Origin of the sequence: Rhizobium sp. N122 (genome assembly GCF_002211295.1) — a bacterium.
Taxonomy (GTDB): domain Bacteria; phylum Pseudomonadota; class Alphaproteobacteria; order Rhizobiales; family Rhizobiaceae; genus Rhizobium.
This window is the reverse complement of record NZ_LOKU01000007.1, coordinates 104,394-122,802: the sequence shown is the minus strand read 5'-3', so window position 1 is coordinate 122,802 and position 18,409 is coordinate 104,394. Positions and strand designations below refer to the sequence as shown.

Below are 18,409 nucleotides of genomic sequence, written 5' to 3'. Positions count from 1 at the left end.
CCCCGATCCGAATTTCTGTCCCCAACGCCCGGAACCAGCATGACAAAAAGCAACAGCCGCGAATCCCAATATCCGATCGATCCGATGTTTCTCGATCGCTGGTCGCCGCGCGCCTTCACCGGCGAAATCATCGAGGAGGCGCAGCTTCTCAGCCTGCTCGACGCCGCCCATTGGGCGCCGTCGTCTTCCAACCAGCAGCCGTGGCGCTTCATCTATGCCCTGAAGGGTTCACAGCATTGGGAGAAATTCGTCGCATTGCTCGTCGATGCCAATCAGGAATGGGCTAGGAATGCGTCAGCGCTGGTCTTCGTCGTGTCGCGAAGCTTCACCGGGGCTGCCGGTTCCGGCGAGGAAAAGCCGAGCTACACGCATTCCTTCGATGCCGGCGCGGCATGGGGCCACCTGTCCCTGCAGGCCCGCCTCTCCGGTTTCTATGCCCATGGCATGGGCGGCATCAAACACGAGGACATCATGAAGACCTTCGGCATTCCCGCGGGATACAGGGTCGAGGCGGGTGTTGCCGTTGGCCGTCTGGCTGATAAAACCGTCCTCTCCGAACGCAATCAGGCCCGCGAATTTCCCAGCCAGCGCAAACCGCTCTCCGAGGTCGCCTTTAACGGCCGTTTCGTTGCGAATTGAGCGAAACCGGACAAACAACGGCCCCGCGGTTCGAGAACAGCGGGGCCTTTTGCTGAGAAAATATTGATCAGATATCGAGGTTTGCGACGCTCAGCGCGTTGTCCTGGATGAATTCGCGCCGTGGCTCGACTTCGTCACCCATCAGCCGGGCGAAGAGGCCGTCGGCATCGGTGGCGTCGTTGACCTTGACCTGCAGCAGCGAGCGTACGTTCGGATCAAGCGTCGTTTCCCAGAGCTGCTCGGCATTCATCTCGCCAAGACCCTTGTATCGCTGCATGGTCAGGCCCTTGCGGCCGGTGGCGAAGATTGCGTCGAGCAAGGCGCGCGGGCCCGAGATCTCGAGGTCGCCTTCGCGGCGATGCAGCGACGGCGGGGTCTGGTAGATTTCCTTGAGGCGTGACGCCAGCTGGTCGATGTGCCGGGCATCCGAGGAGCCGATCAGCGCCATGTCGAGTACGACGATCTCCTTGACGCCGCGAACCATGCGTTCAAGGCGCAGGCCGCCATCGCTGGTCAGATCGCCCTGCCAGCCGCGTTCGGTTTCCTCGGCGATGATGTCGAGACGGCTTGCCACTTCGCTCGCCAGTGCCTGCGCTCGCGTCCGGTCGCTGACGAGTTCGGCATTGAGGGCGCCGGCGATTGCCGCCTGTTCGATGGCCGCACGATTGTAACGCGAATGGAGATTGTCGAGCAAAGCGCGCATGCGCAACGCGTCGAGGATGACTTCGCGCAGATCCTGGCCGGTGCGGACTTCGCCGCTGCCGAGCTTCAGCGCGGCATCTTCCAGGCCCTGGCTGATGAGATATTCCTCGAGCGCCTTTTCGTCCTTCAGATACTGCACCGACTTGCCGCGGGCGACCTTATAGAGCGGCGGCTGAGCGATGTAGAGATGGCCGCGCTCGATCAGCTCCGGCATCTGGCGGAAGAAGAAGGTCAGCAGCAGGGTGCGGATATGGGCGCCGTCGACATCGGCGTCCGTCATGATGATGATCTTGTGGTAGCGAAGCTTCTCGGCATTGAACTCGTCCTTGCCGATGCCGGTGCCGAGCGCGGTGATCAGCGTGCCGATTTCCTGGCTCGACAGCATCTTGTCGAAACGGGCGCGTTCGACGTTCAGGATCTTGCCGCGCAACGGCAGGATCGCCTGGTTTTCGCGCGACCGGCCCTGCTTGGCCGAGCCGCCGGCGGAATCGCCCTCGACGAGGAAGACTTCGGATTTTGCCGGGTCACGTTCGGAGCAGTCGGCCAGCTTGCCCGGCAGCGAGGCAATATCGAGAGCACCCTTGCGGCGGGTCAATTCGCGGGCCTTGCGGGCCGCTTCGCGCGCCGCGGCGGCCTCGACGACCTTGCCGACGAGAATCTTGGCTTCGCTCGGATGCTCTTCAAACCAGGTGTTCAGCGCCTCGTTGACGAGACTTTCGACAACGGGACGCACTTCCGAGGAGACGAGCTTGTCTTTGGTCTGCGAGGAGAATTTCGGATCGGGCACCTTGACCGACAGCACCGCGGTCAGGCCCTCGCGGCAATCTTCGCCCTGCAGCGTCACCTTTTCCTTTTTGGTGATGCCGGAATTGTCGGCATAGGAAACCACCTGGCGCGTCAGTGCCGCGCGGAAGCCGGCCATATGGGTGCCGCCGTCGCGCTGGGGAATATTGTTGGTGAAGCAGAGCACGTTCTCGTGATAGCTGTCGTTCCACCACATCGCGACTTCGACGGTGATGCCGTCCTTTTCGCCGCGGATGGCGACCGGCTTGTCGACGAGCGACTTCTTGGCCCGGTCGAGATAGGCAACGAAGGCCTCGAGGCCGCCGTCATAACGCAGTTCTTCCTGCTTGATATCGGAGTGGCGCTTGTCGGTCAGCAGGATGCGCACGCCCGAGTTCAGGAAGGCGAGCTCGCGCAGACGATGCTCCAGCGTGCCGTAGTCGAACTCCGTCATGGTGAAGGTATCGCTGCTCGGCATGAAGCTCACTTCGGTGCCGGTTTCGTCAGGCGCTTCGCCCGTGACCTTCAGCGGCGCATCCGCCACGCCGTGGGTGAAGCTCATTTCATGGATCTTGCCCTGGCGGCGGATCTTCAGTTTCAGCCAGACGGACAATGCGTTGACGACGGAGACGCCAACGCCGTGCAGACCGCCGGAAACCTTGTAGGAATTCTGGTCGAACTTACCGCCGGCATGGAGCTGCGTCATGATGACTTCGGCCGCCGATACGCCTTCACCGGTATGAATATCGGTCGGGATGCCGCGGCCGTTATCGGTGACCGTCACCGAGCCATCCGGATTGAGCGAGACGGTGACGATGTCGGCATGGCCGGCAAGCGCTTCGTCGATGGCGTTGTCGACGACTTCGTAGACCATGTGATGAAGGCCGGAGCCGTCGTCGGTATCGCCGATATACATGCCGGGGCGTTTGCGCACGGCATCAAGGCCCTTCAGAACCTTGATGGAATCTGCGCCATATTCGGTGCTTACGCCGTTTTCCGTCGCGGATGTATCGCTCATTCTGTCGAGATTTTCCCTGTTGTCGTAAAGCTGCGGCGGGCCTTGCGAATCACCGGCTTTCTTCACTCTCGTATATAGGTTTTTTGGGCACACTTCCCAATGGCAAGTCCCCCGAACAAGGCATAAAACAGGGGATTATGACGCTTTTCCGTCGCCTTTGCCGCCATTTTCGAGAAGTGCCGATAGCCGGCCGATCTCGGCACTGTCAAGGTTGCGAATCCGCCGCGCCAATCGGTTGGCAAATTCGGTATATTCCGGCGGCAGGCCTGATGTATCGATGACGACGCGCGGATCGGAAGAACGGGCGAGCAGAAACAGTTCCTCAGCCTCGTCCCAGATGATGTTGAAATAACCGGCGATGCGCTGCAGCAGATCGAACGTGGGCAAACCACGCTTGCCGTGTTCCAGCGCCGAGAGATAGGCGGGCGAGACATTCAGCGCTTCCGCCATCTCCTTCTGCGAGACACCCTTGCGCGCTCTCAGCCTGCGAACCGCCTCTCCGAAGGGGGTCATGGCCTTTCCCCATGCCGCCGCGACAGGCGAATGTAGAGCGCGCCCTCACCGCCATGATGCTGTGCGGCCGGCTCGTAGGAGGAAATCAGGTAGCGGAATTCCGGCTTCGAGAACCACAGCGGCACGGCCCGCTTCAACGCGCCGGCACTGCCCATCGAGCTGCCCTTGCCGGTAATGACCAAGACATGACGCAGGCCGCGCTCATGGGCGCGGATCAGGAAATCGAGCAGAATGACATGAGCCTCGCTCTGCACCAGGCCGTGCAGGTCGATCCGTGCTTCGAGCGCCAGCCGGCCCTTAGCGATCTTGCGCTTGACCGGCTTCTCCAGCGGATGATGCACGCCGGCCGGCGGTTTCGACGCGGAAGGCGCTGCCGGTTGCAGCGGCAAAGGCGCGGCGGACGCCTGCTTTCCGGCCTTCTGCTGTTCGGCGGCAGCTTCGGCCTCGACGAGAAAGGCATCGAGTTCATTCAACTCACCCGCCTTTTCAGGCATCGGCCGGGTGCTGCGGGCAACCTTGCCCCAGAGGATCCTCTCATCGGCGCTGAGTTTTCGATCCTTGGCCATCAGTCGAATCGTCCAGCGGCGGCCTTGGGAACAAGGATGGTGAAATCGGCGTCGTTGCGGACGGTGCCGGCCCTTTCTCCCGCCATGTCGCCCGAACCGGTGAAGATATCGCCGCGCGCCGGGCCGACGATCGCCGAGCCGGTATCAAGCGCCAGCATCAGCCGGCCGAAGGACCGGCCGTCATCGAGATGGGTGAGGCTTTCAGCGCGAATGAAAAAAGGAAAACCGAAGGTATGGATCAGCCGGTCGACGGCAAGCGAGCGGCCGGCGAGAAGCGGCACCTTGGCGGCGGCGATCGGGCCTGCCTGAAGATCGGCGGTTCGCGGGCTGGTAGCCCACGAGGGCGTCTCGCGGAAGAAGATATAAGAGCGGTTATGCCACAGCACCTCGTCGACGCGTTCGGGATTACGCGCCAGCCAGGCGCGGATCGTCTGCATCGAGATGTCGGCGCGAGCAATCTCGCCTCGGTCGATCAGCAGCTTGCCGACCGCCGAGAAAGGATGGCCGGCCTTCGCCGCATAGGTGATGCGGCCGATACGGCCATCGCTGTAGCGCAAACGGGCCGCACCCTGCACATGCACGAAGAAGACGTCGACCTTCGACTTCGCCCAGGCGATTTCGAGGCCGCGGCCTTCGAGAAATCCCTGATCGATGGCGCGGCGATCCGGATAGGCAGCGATACGGCCATCATGCAGGCGGCCGAAAGCATAGGAATTGTCCAGCTCGGCGGGGCGATTGGCATCGTCGAGATCGATCAGATCGTCCGGGCGCCGATAGAAGGGGAAACGGAAAACCTCATCCGGCCGCTCCGACACCTCGATCTCAGGTTCGTAAAAGGCGGTGACGAAGCCGGGATGGCCATCCTTGCGGCGGATCACGAAAGGCCGGCAATGCATCTCGAAGAAGGCGCGCGCCGATGCCGGCGATGACGGCGTGAAATCCTCGGCGGCCAGCAGAAGCGGAAGCAGATCTTCCGAGCTCAGGCCGAGCGATCCGGTGCGGTAGGGTTTGACATCGCTGATCTGGCGGCGGCAGCGTCGCATGACCTCAAAAAGGCCGGAGGGATCATCATCCTTCCAGCCTTCCAGAGTGTCGAAGCTTATGGCCTGCAGGACGAAGTCCGGCGCGTGGTCACTCATGTTCCGATTCGGTCGCCACGAGTTTCCAGTTCGGATCGCGCGAGCGGGTGTCGCGGGCGAAGGTCCAGAGGTCGTTGACCTCGGCGACGTTTTCGGCGTCGCCTTCGATCAGCACATCCGCCTTGTCGTAGGTGGCCGATATCAGCTGGCTGATGATGCGAACGGTGATCTGCGCTTCGCTGCCCTTCGTTTCGGCATGGGTGATTTCGGCCTTGTCGATGCCGACGAAGGTGGACTTCACTTTCTCGCCCCGGCTTTCGCGCTCGCCGATCGCCGCCTCGAAGCCGTCATAGACTTCGCGCGACAGCAGGTTCTTCAGCGTTTTCCGGTCGCCGTCGGCATAGGCCATGACGATCATCTCGTAAGCCATACGGGCGCCGTTCAGAAACTCCTTCGGGCTGAAGGCGGGATCGGCCTTGTTCAGCGCCCGCAGCGATTCGTTGAGCGGCGTTCCAGGTGCGGCGAAGGCATCGATGGCAGCGAAGCGATCCTCATCCTCACTCGTCGAATCGCGGCGCGGCAGGGTCACGACCTTGCCGGCATCGGCGGCTTCGGCCGGAGCCGCATCCCGCGGCGTATAGAGATCGCGCGGCGGCTTCTCATTCCCCGTGCGGCGGCCCAGCACGGAGCGGAGCTGAAAGAAAATCAGCACAGCCGCCACCAGGAAGAATAATGTGATGAAGTCGTTCGAACTCATATCGTATCGCAGCCGCCGTTAACATCTCTGATTTGTACTCCCATATAGTCTGCCTATACAGATGATTCAAATGATGGCTGGCATCTTCGCCGGCGCCAAGAGGAGACCGGCAAGCCCGGGACATGACGACCATGCGTTTTTCGATCCTGCCAGCTTTCATTCTGCTGCTGCCGCTCGCCGAAATTGCCGGTTTCGTCGTCGTCGGCCGGGCAATCGGATTGTGGCTGACGCTGGCGCTCGTCATGCTGGGCTTCGTTCTCGGCGTCGTTCTGCTGCGCCGGCAGGGCATCGGTATTTTGCGCCGCATGTCGAGCGAGGGCCGAAACGGGGTGATGCCGGGGCGCGAGCTGCTGCGGCCGGCGATGAATGTCATCGCCTCGCTGCTGCTGATCATTCCCGGCTTCCTCACCGATATCGTCGCGATCCTCATTCTCATCCCACCGGTGCGCGAACTCGTCTGGCGGGCGATCGCCAAGCGCTTCGTCGTCGTCAATGCCAAGGGCGGCTATTCTGCCGGCCCGCAACCCGATTTCCGCGACCGCAGGCCGAACTCGAAGGTGGTCGATCTCGACGATGAGGACTATCATAGGGAGCCGGACCGCAACTCACCATGGTCGGGCAAACATCTCGGCGATTGAGGCGCTGCGGCCGATCAACGGCGCCAAGCGCCCAGGGTTGTAAGCCCCTCCCTGAAATGTTAGATGGCGGCACCATTCCCATGCCCCTCGAGGAAAAGCCAATGGCAGACGATAACAACAGCAACGGTGCGGCCAGCCCCACCCTCTCGATCCTTGCGCAATATACCAAGGATCTCTCCTTCGAAAATCCGGGCGCGCCGCGTTCGCTGCAGGCCCGCGACAAGGCGCCGACGATCAACATCAATGTGAACGTCAACGCCAACCCGCTTTCGGATACGGATTTCGATGTCGTGCTGTCGCTGAATGCCGAAGCCAAGGACGGCGACAAGACGGTTTTCCATACCGAACTCACCTATGGCGGCGTCTTCCGCGTTGCCGGTTTCCCGCAGGAACACATGCTGCCGGTTCTCTTCATCGAGTGCCCGCGCATGCTTTTCCCCTTCGCCCGTCAGATCATCGCCGACGTGACCCGCAACGGCGGTTTCCCGCCGCTGATGATCGACCCGATCGATTTCACCCAGATGTTCGCCCAGCGCGTTGCCGAAGAACAGGCGCGCGCCAAGGTTCAGGCCGTTCCGAACTGAGCGGATGTTTTTTCTCTGAGATGCGGATGCCCGGGCAAGTCCCGGGCATTTTTAATTGAGGCCGGTTTTAATTCAAATTGGCGTATTTCGCCCAGATGCCTTTTTCGCCGAGCTTGGCGACGAGCGCCTCATGCGCCTGCGCCTCGGACTGGCTGAGACGAGGGGCAAGCGGGCGGGGCCGCTCGAGCACGGAGGCGATCACTACATCGTCTTCCTCCGCCCCGTCGCCGCGACCGTTCTGACCCGATGTAGCGGTCATACTCAGGCCGAATGCGGCCTGCCTGCCGCCGATCATCTCGATATAGACCTCGGCTAGCAGTTCGGAGTCGAGCAGCGCGCCATGTTTGGTGCGGTGCGAATTGTCGATGCCGTAGCGCCGGCAGAGCGCGTCGAGCGAATTCGGCCCCATCGGATGTTTGCGGCGCGCCATCGACAGCGTATCGATCACCTTTTCCGGCAGGATCGGTGGCAAACCGATCCGCGCCAGTTCGGCATTGATGAAGCCCATATCGAAGGTGGCGTTGTGGGCGATCCACTTGGCATCGCCGAAGAAGGCAAGGATTTCTTCGGCAACCTCCGCGAAAGGCTTCTTGTCCTTCAGGAATTCGTCGGTGATACCGTGCACGGCGAGTGCATCCGGATGAACCTTCTGATCGCCGGGATTGATGAAGATATGGATCACGTTGCCTGTGGGGAAATGGTTGAAGAGCTCGATGCCGCCGATTTCGATGATGCGGTCGGCGCGATTGTCGAGGCCGGTGGTTTCCGTATCGAAGATGATCTCACGCATTCCGGAAATCTCCCTTGGCAATCCGTATTTTCAGGTCGGCGATAATCTCGAGCACCCGTTCCTTCGTCTCGGCGAGACTGCGGCTGCTGTCGATCAGATAATCCGCCCTGCGCCGTTTTTCCGTGTCCGGTGTCTGGCGTGAGAGAATCATCTCGAATTTTTCCTCGGTCATGCCTTCGCGCGCAAGCACCCTCTCGCGCTGAATCTGTGGACCGGCACTGACGACGACGACGACATCCACTCTTTCCCAGGCGCTGGTTTCGAAGAGCAGCGGAATATCAAGGACGACCATCTCGGCGCCGGCGGCGCGCTGCCGCTTCAGAAAGCCCGTCTCGCGTTTGCGAACCAGCGGATGGACGATCGCTTCGAGGCGTTTGAAGCCGTCGGGATCAAGCGCCAGCTGACGGCCGAGTTCATGGCGGTCGACGGTGCCGTCCTTCATCGTGCCGGGAAAGGCGGCATCCACCAGCGGTGCTGCCTCGCCGGCATAGAGATCGTGGACCACGGCATCCGAATCGTTCAGCGGGATTCCGGCCTCGGCGAAGAGTTTGCCCGCCGTCGATTTTCCCATACCGATGGAGCCGGTGAGACCGATCTTCAGCATCAATAGGCTTCCATATCCGCGATGATCAGCCCGCGCAGCGCGGCGTCGACGGCCGGACGCTGGCCGAACCATTTTTCAAAACCCGGCACCGCCTGATGCAGCAGCATGCCGAGGCCGTCGACGGTGGAAAATCCCTGCGCCTGCGCCTGGGCCAGGATCGGCGTCTTCAAGGGGATATAAACGATATCGGTGACGACGGCGTCGGCTGCAAGCGGCGTGAAGTCGAGCTGGGGTGCGGCTTCGCCATCCATGCCGAGCGAAGTGGTGTTGATGAAGAGGCCGGCGCCTTTCATGACTTCTGCCAGTGCGGCGGCCGGATGGGCGAAAACTTTCGGACCGAAGCGATCGGCCAGTTCACGCGCCCGTTCGACGGTACGATTGACGACGTGGATCTCCCTGAAACCGCGATCGCGGACCGCCTGGATGATTGCCCGGCTGGCGCCGCCGGCGCCGAAGACAACCGCCGTGTCATACCGGTCCCAGCCCGGATGGCGTTCATCGAGATTGGCGGTGAAGCCGCGGCCGTCGGTGTTCGTCGCGTGCAGGGCCCCCTCCTCCAGCCAAAGTGTATTCGCGGCGCCGAGTTCGCGCGACAGCGCATCCGGTTTGTCGGCAAGCCGGAACGCCAGCTCCTTGTGGGGAATTGTGACATTGCCGCCGGCAAAGCCGGACCTGCCATCCTTCAGCGCCGCAATGAAATCGGCAAAGGCCTCGGGCGCAACTTCATGGGCGCGGTAGCTGCCTGGCAGGCCGAGCGTTTTCAGCCAGTATCCGTGGATCAGCGGCGAGCGCGAATGCTTGATCGGAAAGCCCGTGACAAACGCCTTCGGAACCAATGTTTCACGTGAATCACCCATCGATCGCTCCGAGTTCGCGCAATTTTTTTAAGAGAGGCAGCATCGGCAGGCCGAGAATGGTGAAATAGTCACCCTCGATTTTCTCGAAGAGCTGAATGCCCTCCCCCTCCAACTGATAGGCGCCGACGCTGGAAAGCGCCCTGTCGCCGACCCGCGCCAGATGCCGGGCGATGAATTCCGCCGTCAACGGCCGCATCGTCAGATCGGCATGGGCGAGATGTTCCCACACCACGGCACCATCGCTGACGATCGCGACGGCGCTGTTCAGCCGGTGGGTCACGCCGGAAAGCGCCTGAAGATGATTGGCGGCATCAGCCATATCGCGCGGCTTGTGGAAGACGCGATCGCCGAGCGACATCGTCTGATCCGAACCGATGACCAGTCTGTCTGGAAAACGGCTACTGACATCCTCGGCTTTGGCCTTGGCGAGCACCAGGGCCACCGCATCCGGGGTGGCGCCGGCTTTCTCAAGCGGGGCCTCGACCGCCCGTTCATCAATCCTTGCGGCATGCGCCTCAAAGGATAGACCGGCATTTTCCATCAGCATCCGCCGAAAGGGGCTCGACGATGCAAGGATGAGTTTCTGCGTCATGGGTTCCTCGATGGAGCGGCTGCCGGTCAGCGCTTAACGCAGCTTCGGGCGTAGGGCAACGATTGCCGCGGCGGTTTCTTCGATCGAGCGGCGGGTCACGTCGATCAGCGGCCAGTTATGGCGGGCGCAGAGCGAGCGGGCATATTTCAGCTCCTCGGAAATCGCGGCGCGATCGGTATAATGTTCACGGTCGAAGCCGTGCGTGGCGCCGAGGATGCGATTTTCCCGCACCTGGGAGATACGGTCGGTGGTGGCGATCAGGCAGACGATCAGCGGCTTCGTCGTGACGAACAGGCTTTCCGGCAACGGCACGCCATAGACGATCGGAATGTTCGCCGTCTTGATGCCGCGGTTGGCGAGGTAGATGCTGGTCGGCGTTTTCGACGTGCGGCTGATGCCGATGATGACGACGTCGGCGTCATTGTAATCGTCCGGCATCTGGCCGTCGTCGTGATCCATGGTGAAATTCAGCGCCTCGATACGCGCGAAGTAACCGGCGTTCATCACATGCTGGGCACCGACCCGACGGCGCGAGGGCGCGCCGAGATAGATCTGGAACGCGTTCATCACGGGTTCCAGCACATTCACCGAGGCGACACCCATCTCGACGCAGCGCTCGTCGATCAGGCTCGCGAGTTCCCGGTCGACGATCGTATAGAGCACGATACCGGGGGCGTCATCGATCGCCTGCAGAACCGGCAGCAACTGCTTGCGGTTCCGGATCAGCGGATAGACATGTTCGATGGGCTGCGCGGATCTGAACTGTGCCGATGCGGCGCGGCCGGCGGAGATCAGAGTCTCTCCGGTTGAGTCAGAAATCAGATGCAGATGAAAGAAGTTCGTTCTGTTCTCCACGCTATTTTCCGCTGCCTGTTGAAAACACTGGATGAAGGAGAGCTAAGGCGGCGAGGCAGCTTCCGGCAAGGGAAAACATGCCTCTTTATCCACATTTCGAATTTTGCAGATCGGTTTCAGCGGGCCCTGTGGATGATGGGGAACAGGTTGATGTGTTGAGACGAAGTCCACAGCTTATCCACAGCTGCGAAAAAAATCATCCGTCCGGAAGGATTTGGAATCATTTTCAGATTCGGCTTATCCCCGAACTTTTGGCAGAATGGCGAAATCCTTCCGATATTTTTTGCCGGCACGCGACAAATGGCGTCGGCGGTGGATGGATTTTAATCCTTGATAGACACCGACTCTAAGAAATAGAAACCTTTTAAAATATCTTTGATTTTTTATAGGGAAGAAGCGCTTGAGCGAAACGCGCCGCAAGATCATGAGGGTTCTCGATGGCGAAAGCCTCACCCCTCCTCCTCTCTGGCTGATGAGACAGGCTGGACGTTATCTCCCGGAATATCGGCAGACCCGGGCAAAGGCCGGAAGTTTCCTCGATCTCTGCTATACGCCCGATTACGCTGTCGAAGTGACATTGCAGCCGATCCGCCGTTATGGCTTTGACGCGGCGATCCTGTTTTCCGATATCCTGGTCATTCCCGACGCGATGAAACGGAACGTCCGCTTTACCGAGGGTCATGGACCGGAGATGGATCCGATCGACGAGGCCGGTATCGGAGGATTGAACGGCGAAGAGGTCGTCGATTATCTTCAGCCGGTTCTGGAGACCGTACGGCGGTTGCGTGAGCAACTGCCTGATGAGACGACGCTGCTCGGCTTTTGCGGTGCGCCCTGGACGGTTGCGACCTATATGATCGCGGGGCACGGCACGCCGGATCAGGCCCCTGCCCGTCTCTTTGCCTATCGCCATCCGCGCGCCTTCGAACATCTGCTGATGCTGCTTGCCGACGTCTCGGCCGATTATCTCGTCGCCCAGATCGATGCCGGCGCCGATGCCGTGCAGATCTTCGATTCCTGGGCCGGTGTTCTCGGCGAAAGGGAGTTCGAGGCATTCGCGGTCAGGCCGGTTGCGCGGATGATCGCTTCGGTGAAATCGCGGCGGCCGCAGGCGCGGATCATCGCCTTTGCAAAAGGTGCTGGCTACCAGCTGAAAACATATCGTCAGAAGACCGGCGCCGATGCGATCGGCCTCGACTGGTCGGTGCCTTTGGCCTTTGCCGCCGAACTGCAGAAGGATGGACCGGTTCAAGGTAATCTCGATCCGATGCGCGTCGTTGCCGGCGGCCGGGCGTTGGAAGAGGGAGTTGACGATATTCTGCAGCATCTCGGCCATGGACCGCTGATCTTCAATCTCGGCCACGGCATCACGCCGCAGGCCGACCCCGAGCATGTGCGCCTGCTGGTCGATCGTGTGCGAGGGTCGACGTGAGGATGGAAAAGCAGACCGATCGCGGGCCGGGCGCCTACGCCCGCCGGCGCGCCAATTTTGCGCTGGCTTTCTTCGCGCTGCTGGCGGTCGGGCTTTTCGCGTGGAACCCGGATAATCTCTATCTCTGGATCAAGGCGCTCCACATCATCGCAGTGATTTCCTGGATGGCCGGGTTGTTTTATATGCCGCGGCTGTTCATCTACCACACCGATGCCGAACCGGGTTCCGTGCAATCGGAGACCTTCAAGGTGATGGAGCGCCGGCTGCTTCGGATCATCATGACGCCGGCGATGATGCTGACATGGATCTTCGGCCTCTATCTCGCCTGGTCGGTCTATGGATTCCAGGGCGGCTGGCTGCATGCCAAGATCGGCCTCGTCGTGCTGCTGACCGGGGTTCATATGTTCTTCAGCCGCGCTGTTAGAGCCTTCGAACGGGATGAAAATCGCCGCTCGGCACGCTATTGGCGCTTCATGAACGAGGCGCCGACCTTGCTGATGATCCTGATCGTCATCCTCGTCGTGGTGAAGCCGTTTTGAGGAGGAATTCGCCTTCAGGTTAAATTTGCTTCATTTTAAGCAGCCCTCTTGCGGCGGCGATTGCGAGTCGCTATTTTCCGCGCAACTCATCTACGTGGCATGTGTGTAGAGTTCAGTCGTCTGCGAGCCCTTTCGCAGTACCGAATACGACCCAACATCGCCTTTCCCCTGCAAAATTGAAAAGAGTATTGGTCACTTCATGGCTGAAATGAAGCTTCAGGAACTTAAAAGCAAATCCCCGACGGATCTTCTGGCTTTCGCCGAATCGCTCGAGGTCGAGAATGCCAGCACGATGCGCAAGCAGGAGCTGATGTTTGCCATCCTCAAGATGCTTGCCAGCCAGGATGTCGAAATTATCGGCGAAGGGGTCGTCGAGGTGCTGCAGGATGGTTTCGGTTTCCTGCGTTCGGCCAATGCAAACTACCTGCCGGGTCCGGACGATATCTATATCTCACCGTCGCAGATCCGCCGGTTCTCGCTCAAAACTGGCGATACCGTCGAAGGCCCGATCCGCGGGCCGAAGGAGGGCGAGCGTTATTTCGCGCTGCTGAAAGTCAACACCATCAATTTCGACGATCCGGAAAAGATCCGTCACAAAGTCCATTTCGACAATCTGACGCCGCTCTATCCGAACGAGCGCTTCAAGATGGAACTCGATATTCCGACATCCAAGGATCTGTCGCCGCGGGTCATCGACTTGGTGGCGCCGCTCGGCAAGGGCCAGCGCGGATTGATCGTCGCACCGCCGCGCACCGGTAAGACCGTGCTGCTGCAGAACATTGCCCATTCGATCACGGCAAATCATCCGGAATGCTATCTCATCGTTCTGCTGATCGATGAACGCCCAGAAGAAGTGACCGACATGCAGCGCTCGGTCCGCGGCGAGGTCATCTCCTCGACCTTCGACGAACCGGCCGTGCGTCACGTCCAGGTGGCCGAGATGGTCATCGAAAAGGCCAAGCGTCTTGTCGAACATGGCCGCGACGTCGTCATCCTGCTCGATTCGATCACCCGTCTTGGCCGTGCCTACAACACGGTTGTTCCCTCTTCCGGCAAGGTGCTGACCGGCGGTGTCGACGCCAACGCGCTGCAGCGCCCGAAGCGCTTCTTCGGCGCGGCGCGTAACATCGAGGAAGGCGGCTCGCTGACGATCATCGCGACGGCACTGATCGACACCGGCAGCCGCATGGACGAAGTGATCTTCGAAGAATTCAAGGGCACCGGCAACTCGGAAATCGTCCTCGACCGCAAGGTCGCCGACAAGCGTATCTTCCCGGCGATGGATATTCTGAAGTCCGGCACCCGCAAGGAAGACCTGCTCGTTCCGCGCCAGGATCTGCAGAAAATCTTCGTGCTGCGGCGCATTCTGGCGCCGATGGGCACGACCGATGCGATCGAGTTCCTGATCGACAAGCTCAAGCAGACGAAGAACAACTCCGATTTCTTCGATTCGATGAATACATAGTCCTTAGCCGGAGTCATCCTGTGGAAGCTGGGGGCATCCGAACGATGTCGCCAGCTTTTCTATTTGGGGGGATCGATTCGGTTTCGAACGAACAGGCGATGGCCATGTTGCATGATACGATCTTTGCGCTATCGAGCGGTGCCACACCCTCCGGTGTATCGGTCGTTCGAATCAGCGGTCCGTTGACCAAGGAGCTCTTGGTTAGTTTGGTCGGATCGGTTCCGACAGCCCGGTACGCATCCCGACGAACGATTCGGACTCGTAACAACCAGCCGATCGATAGCGGCCTCGTGTTGTTTTTTCCTGCACCGCACTCGTTTACCGGCGAAGACGTGGCCGAACTGCAGCTGCACGGCAGCAAAGCCGTGCTGGCGGCGCTGTTTCAAACGCTTGGTGAAGTTCCAGGCGTTCGCATGGCGGTAGAGGGTGAATTCTCCCGCCGGGCTTTTGAAAACGGCAAGCTTGATCTCGTCGAGGTCGAAGGCCTTGCCGATCTGATTGGCGCTGAAACCGAGATGCAGCGACGGCTAGCGGTCGAACACAGCGCCGGCGGACTTTCCCTCATTTACGATTCGTGGGCGGAACGATTGACGCGAGCCCGCGCGCTGATCGAGGCGGAACTTGATTTTGCCGACGAGGACGACGTTCCCGGTTCGGTGTCTGAAATGGTCTGGGCCGATATGGATAGGCTGCGCGGTGATATCGAGCAGCATCTCGCGGCAGCCTCGGCTGGAGAGATTATCAGGGACGGTTTCAAGGTGGTCATCGCTGGCGCGCCGAACGCCGGGAAATCCAGCCTGCTGAACGCTCTGGCACAGCGTGATGTCGCCATTGTCACCGAGATCGCGGGAACCACTCGCGATATCCTGCAGGTCGATCTTGATATTGATGGCTATCTGATAAAGCTCTATGACACGGCAGGTCTTCGCCAGGCGGATGACCGGGTGGAAATGGAAGGCGTACGGCGTGCCCGTGTCGCTCTCCAGGATGCCGATCTGGTGCTGCTGTTGGTCGACATGACGAGCCCGCTGCTTCCCGACGACTTGGACCCCGCTTTGCCGCATGTTACTGTCGGGACGAAGAAGGATCTGGTAGACGGCGTCTCAGGCCGCTTCGATCTGCAGATTTCGGCGGCAAACGGTGACGGCTTGCTGGAATTGCGGCAGCTGATCGGCAGGAGCGTCGCCACGCGTTTCACTGGCTTGTCCATGGCGGTTCCCAGCCGGCAACGGCATAAGGATTCGTTGGCGAAATGTTTGGCGGCGCTTGATCTGGCGATTTCGGCGACGGACATCAATCTCGAGCTGCGGACGGAACAGCTGCGCATCGCTGCGGACTATTTGGGGAGAATTACCGGCAGAGTGGATGTCGAACAGCTGCTTGGGGTGATCTTCTCGGAGTTTTGTATCGGCAAGTGATTCACGTGAAACACTAGGTAATGCTGGTGTCTCGTGTGAAGGACTGCCGGATTTGGAGTCTCGGATGACCGATAATGTCTATGATGTCATTGTGATAGGGGGCGGCCATGCGGGCTCGGAAGCTGCCAGTGCGGCCGCCCGCCTTGGCGCCAAAACCGGATTGGTAACGCACAGGCGCGACACGATCGGTGTGATGTCCTGTAATCCGGCAATCGGCGGGCTGGGCAAAGGCCATCTGGTCCGCGAGATCGATGCGATGGACGGCCTCATGGGCCGCGTCGCCGATGTTGCCGGCATTCAGTTCAGGATGCTGAACAAGAAAAAGGGTGCGGCCGTGCGCGGACCACGCACCCAGGCCGATCGAAAACTCTATCGCCTGGCGATGCTGGCGGCGATCGAGGCGACAGCCGATTTGCATATCATCGAAGGCGATGCGTTCGATTTGCAGGTCGTCAATGGCTGCGTGGCCGGCGTGATCATGAAAGACGGCCGGGTGCTGACAGCGGCCTCCGTTGTTCTGACGACCGGCACTTTTCTTCGCGGCCTTATTCATATCGGTTCGGAAAAGACCCCGGCCGGTCGGGTTGGCGAAGCACCGTCGGTTGGGCTGTCAGCCACCCTCGCCAGGCTTGGATTGCGGCTCGGCCGGTTGAAGACCGGGACACCGGCGCGGTTGGACGGAAAGACCATCGACTGGCAGGCCGTCGGTCGGCAGGGCGCCGACGACGAGCTTATCCCCTTCTCGCTGATGACCGATGCGATAACCACGCCTCAGATCGAATGCGGGGTTACCCGGACGACCGAGGCGACACATCGCATCATTGCCGATAACATCATGCGGTCGGCCATGTATTCCGGCCAGATCGAAGGTGTCGGCCCGCGGTATTGCCCGTCTATCGAAGACAAGCTTGTCAAGTTCGGAGAGCGGGACGGACATCAGGTCTTTCTTGAGCCCGAAGGTCTGGACGATGATACCGTTTACCCGAACGGCATCTCGACGTCGCTGCCGGCGGAGGTCCAGGCGGAATTCATCAGGACAATTCCTGGTCTCGAGATGGCGAGAATCATTCAGCCGGGTTATGCGATCGAATATGACCATGTCGATCCGCGGGAGTTGACGCCGTCGCTCGAGGTCAAACGGCTGAGGGGGCTGTTTCTTGCTGGCCAGATTAATGGCACCACGGGTTACGAAGAAGCGGCCGCCCAGGGCTTGGCTGCCGGGTTGAATGCTGCACTGCGAAGCAGCGATTCGGATCCGTTTCATTTCAGCCGAACCAATTCCTATATTGGCGTGATGATCGACGATTTAACGTCCCGCGGCATTACGGAACCGTATCGAATGTTCACATCGCGAGCGGAGTATCGACTGACCCTACGGGCCGACAATGCCGATATGCGCCTGACGCCGCTGGCCATGCAGCTTGGATGCGTGAGCGGCGAGCGAGAAGAACGATTCACAGGCTATAAGGCAGAAATCGAGGCGGGTCGGATTCTGTTGCGGTCACTGACGGTGACGCCAAATGAGGCGCGGCGCGTCGGTTTGAACATCAATCTCGACGGTCAGCGCCGAACGGCCTACGATCTGCTCTCCTATCCGAATTACGATTTCAACGCCCTTCGAGATGTTTGGCCCGAGGAGCTGGGCGCCATTGCGCCGAAAGCAGCGGAGGCATTGGAGATCGAGGCGGGTTATTCGGTCTATCTGGATCGGCAGGCTGCGGCTATTGCCGATCAGCAGCGCGACGAAGAACGGCATATCCCGGCTGATTTCGACTATGGTTCGCTGTCCGGGCTATCGAATGAATTGAAGGCCAAGCTCGGGGCGGTGCGCCCGTTCAACCTCGCCCAGGCTGCCATCGTTGAGGGAATGACTCCCGCCGCCGTCGCCCTGCTGCTCGTGCATCTGCGTCGACGCCCCTCGTCCGAGAGACATATCGCCTAGCAAGATTTGAGAGTCAGAATGGAATTGAACGGTTTGCGTGTTTCACGTGAAACACAGGAACGGCTGCAACACTTCGCGGCCCTCTTTCAGAAGTGGGCCAAGGCCATCAATCTGGTGGCGCCGTCGACGATCGACGATCTCTGGAAGCGGCACATCGCCGACAGCAGCCAGATTTTTCAGATCCATCCCAAGCCGGTCACCTGGGTCGACCTCGGAAGCGGAGGTGGTTTCCCCGGGGTCATCACGGCGATCTATCTGGCCGAGTTGCAGGACGGCTGGGTGCATCTGGTCGAGAGCAATCATAAGAAGGCAGCCTTTCTGAGGACGGCGCTGCGGGAGACGAACGCGCGCGGGAGCGTGCACAGCACCCGGATCGAGGACGCCCATACCGAGATTGGCGAATGCGAGGCGATTTCAGCCCGGGCGCTCGCCGACCTCGAGGGGCTTCTCGACTATTCCGCTGCCTGGATGCTGCACAAGGAAAATTGCCGCGGCTTTTTTCATAAAGGCCGGGATTACCTGAGGGAAATCGACAAAGCACGTGGTCGGTGGGAATTTGATCTGTTAGAACATATAAGCGCCGTCGAGCAGGAATCTGTTATTTTGGAAGTATCAAATCTCCGGCGCTTGGTTTAA

General features: G+C 60.3%; 19 protein-coding genes. 9 read left to right on the top strand and 10 right to left on the bottom strand.

What is annotated here, in order from left to right; genetic code table 11:
• Positions 1-39 precede the first annotated feature (39 nt).
• Complete coding sequence (locus ATY75_RS07125) at positions 40-639, top strand: nitroreductase family protein (protein ID WP_088936983.1); 600 nt, start codon at positions 40-42, stop codon at positions 637-639.
• A 67-nt stretch (positions 640-706) separates the two neighbouring features.
• Here the strand turns inward: ATY75_RS07125 and gyrB are convergent, their stop codons facing one another.
• The 5 genes from gyrB to ATY75_RS07100 form a co-directional block, all read right to left on the bottom strand.
• Positions 707-3,142, bottom strand: a complete 2,436-nt coding sequence (gyrB, locus tag ATY75_RS07120; protein ID WP_064841218.1) for a DNA topoisomerase (ATP-hydrolyzing) subunit B — start codon at positions 3,140-3,142, stop codon at positions 707-709.
• A gap of 135 nt (positions 3,143-3,277) precedes the next feature.
• Positions 3,278-3,655 (bottom strand): helix-turn-helix transcriptional regulator, encoded by a 378-nt coding sequence (locus tag ATY75_RS07115; protein WP_003544097.1) that lies wholly within the window; start codon positions 3,653-3,655, stop codon positions 3,278-3,280.
• On the bottom strand, positions 3,652-4,221 hold the full coding sequence (locus ATY75_RS07110; protein WP_064835450.1) for a Smr/MutS family protein: 570 nt from the start codon (positions 4,219-4,221) through the stop codon (positions 3,652-3,654). Before ATY75_RS07110 ends, ATY75_RS07115 begins: the two co-directional genes overlap by 4 nt.
• On the bottom strand, positions 4,221-5,360 hold the full coding sequence (locus ATY75_RS07105; RefSeq protein WP_088936982.1) for a murein transglycosylase A: 1,140 nt from the start codon (positions 5,358-5,360) through the stop codon (positions 4,221-4,223). The genes ATY75_RS07110 and ATY75_RS07105 overlap by 1 nt, the downstream gene beginning before the upstream one ends.
• Positions 5,353-6,057, bottom strand: coding sequence for a Tim44/TimA family putative adaptor protein (locus tag ATY75_RS07100; RefSeq protein ID WP_088936981.1), 705 nt, complete (start codon positions 6,055-6,057; stop codon positions 5,353-5,355). Before ATY75_RS07100 ends, ATY75_RS07105 begins: the two co-directional genes overlap by 8 nt.
• Positions 6,058-6,188: 131 nt before the next feature.
• Between ATY75_RS07100 and ATY75_RS07095 the strand changes: the two genes are divergently transcribed.
• Positions 6,189-6,695, top strand: coding sequence for an FxsA family protein (locus ATY75_RS07095; protein WP_088937020.1), 507 nt, complete (start codon positions 6,189-6,191; stop codon positions 6,693-6,695).
• A 101-nt stretch (positions 6,696-6,796) separates the two neighbouring features.
• A complete protein-coding gene (secB, locus tag ATY75_RS07090; protein WP_088936980.1) occupies positions 6,797-7,279 on the top strand; it encodes a protein-export chaperone SecB in 483 nt (160 codons plus the stop codon).
• A gap of 67 nt (positions 7,280-7,346) precedes the next feature.
• Here the strand turns inward: secB and dnaQ are convergent, their stop codons facing one another.
• The 5 genes from dnaQ to ATY75_RS07065 are packed head-to-tail and all read right to left on the bottom strand — an operon-like array spanning position 7,347 to position 10,977.
• On the bottom strand, positions 7,347-8,069 hold the full coding sequence (gene dnaQ, locus ATY75_RS07085; RefSeq protein WP_088936979.1) for a DNA polymerase III subunit epsilon: 723 nt from the start codon (positions 8,067-8,069) through the stop codon (positions 7,347-7,349).
• Positions 8,062-8,673, bottom strand: a complete 612-nt coding sequence (gene coaE / locus ATY75_RS07080; RefSeq protein ID WP_088936978.1) for a dephospho-CoA kinase — start codon at positions 8,671-8,673, stop codon at positions 8,062-8,064. The genes dnaQ and coaE overlap by 8 nt, the downstream gene beginning before the upstream one ends.
• Entirely contained in the window at positions 8,673-9,530 is an 858-nt protein-coding gene (locus tag ATY75_RS07075; RefSeq protein ID WP_088936977.1) for a shikimate dehydrogenase, read from the bottom strand. Before ATY75_RS07075 ends, coaE begins: the two co-directional genes overlap by 1 nt.
• Positions 9,523-10,122, bottom strand: coding sequence for a Maf-like protein (locus ATY75_RS07070; RefSeq protein ID WP_088936976.1), 600 nt, complete (start codon positions 10,120-10,122; stop codon positions 9,523-9,525). The genes ATY75_RS07075 and ATY75_RS07070 overlap by 8 nt, the downstream gene beginning before the upstream one ends.
• 33 nt (positions 10,123-10,155) lie before the next feature.
• On the bottom strand, positions 10,156-10,977 hold the full coding sequence (locus ATY75_RS07065) for a pyruvate, water dikinase regulatory protein (RefSeq protein ID WP_064835436.1): 822 nt from the start codon (positions 10,975-10,977) through the stop codon (positions 10,156-10,158).
• A 400-nt stretch (positions 10,978-11,377) separates the two neighbouring features.
• Between ATY75_RS07065 and hemE the strand changes: the two genes are divergently transcribed.
• The 6 genes from hemE (at position 11,378) to rsmG (ending at position 18,409) form a co-directional block, all read left to right on the top strand.
• Entirely contained in the window at positions 11,378-12,409 is a 1,032-nt protein-coding gene (gene hemE, locus ATY75_RS07055) for a uroporphyrinogen decarboxylase (protein ID WP_088936975.1), read from the top strand.
• 2 nt (positions 12,410-12,411) lie between these two features.
• Positions 12,412-12,948 carry a protoporphyrinogen oxidase HemJ gene (gene hemJ / locus ATY75_RS07050; protein ID WP_088936974.1) on the top strand — a complete coding sequence of 179 codons (537 nt, stop codon included), beginning with the start codon at positions 12,412-12,414 and terminating at the stop codon, positions 12,946-12,948.
• 199 nt (positions 12,949-13,147) lie between these two features.
• On the top strand, positions 13,148-14,413 hold the full coding sequence (rho, locus tag ATY75_RS07045) for a transcription termination factor Rho (RefSeq protein ID WP_003571435.1): 1,266 nt from the start codon (positions 13,148-13,150) through the stop codon (positions 14,411-14,413).
• Positions 14,414-14,511: 98 nt separating this feature from the next.
• Positions 14,512-15,831, top strand: coding sequence for a tRNA uridine-5-carboxymethylaminomethyl(34) synthesis GTPase MnmE (gene mnmE / locus ATY75_RS07040; RefSeq protein WP_088937019.1), 1,320 nt, complete (start codon positions 14,512-14,514; stop codon positions 15,829-15,831).
• Between the two features lie 64 nt (positions 15,832-15,895).
• Positions 15,896-17,773, top strand: coding sequence for a tRNA uridine-5-carboxymethylaminomethyl(34) synthesis enzyme MnmG (gene mnmG, locus ATY75_RS07035; protein WP_088936973.1), 1,878 nt, complete (start codon positions 15,896-15,898; stop codon positions 17,771-17,773).
• Between the two features lie 18 nt (positions 17,774-17,791).
• Positions 17,792-18,409, top strand: coding sequence for a 16S rRNA (guanine(527)-N(7))-methyltransferase RsmG (gene rsmG, locus ATY75_RS07030; protein WP_088936972.1), 618 nt, complete (start codon positions 17,792-17,794; stop codon positions 18,407-18,409).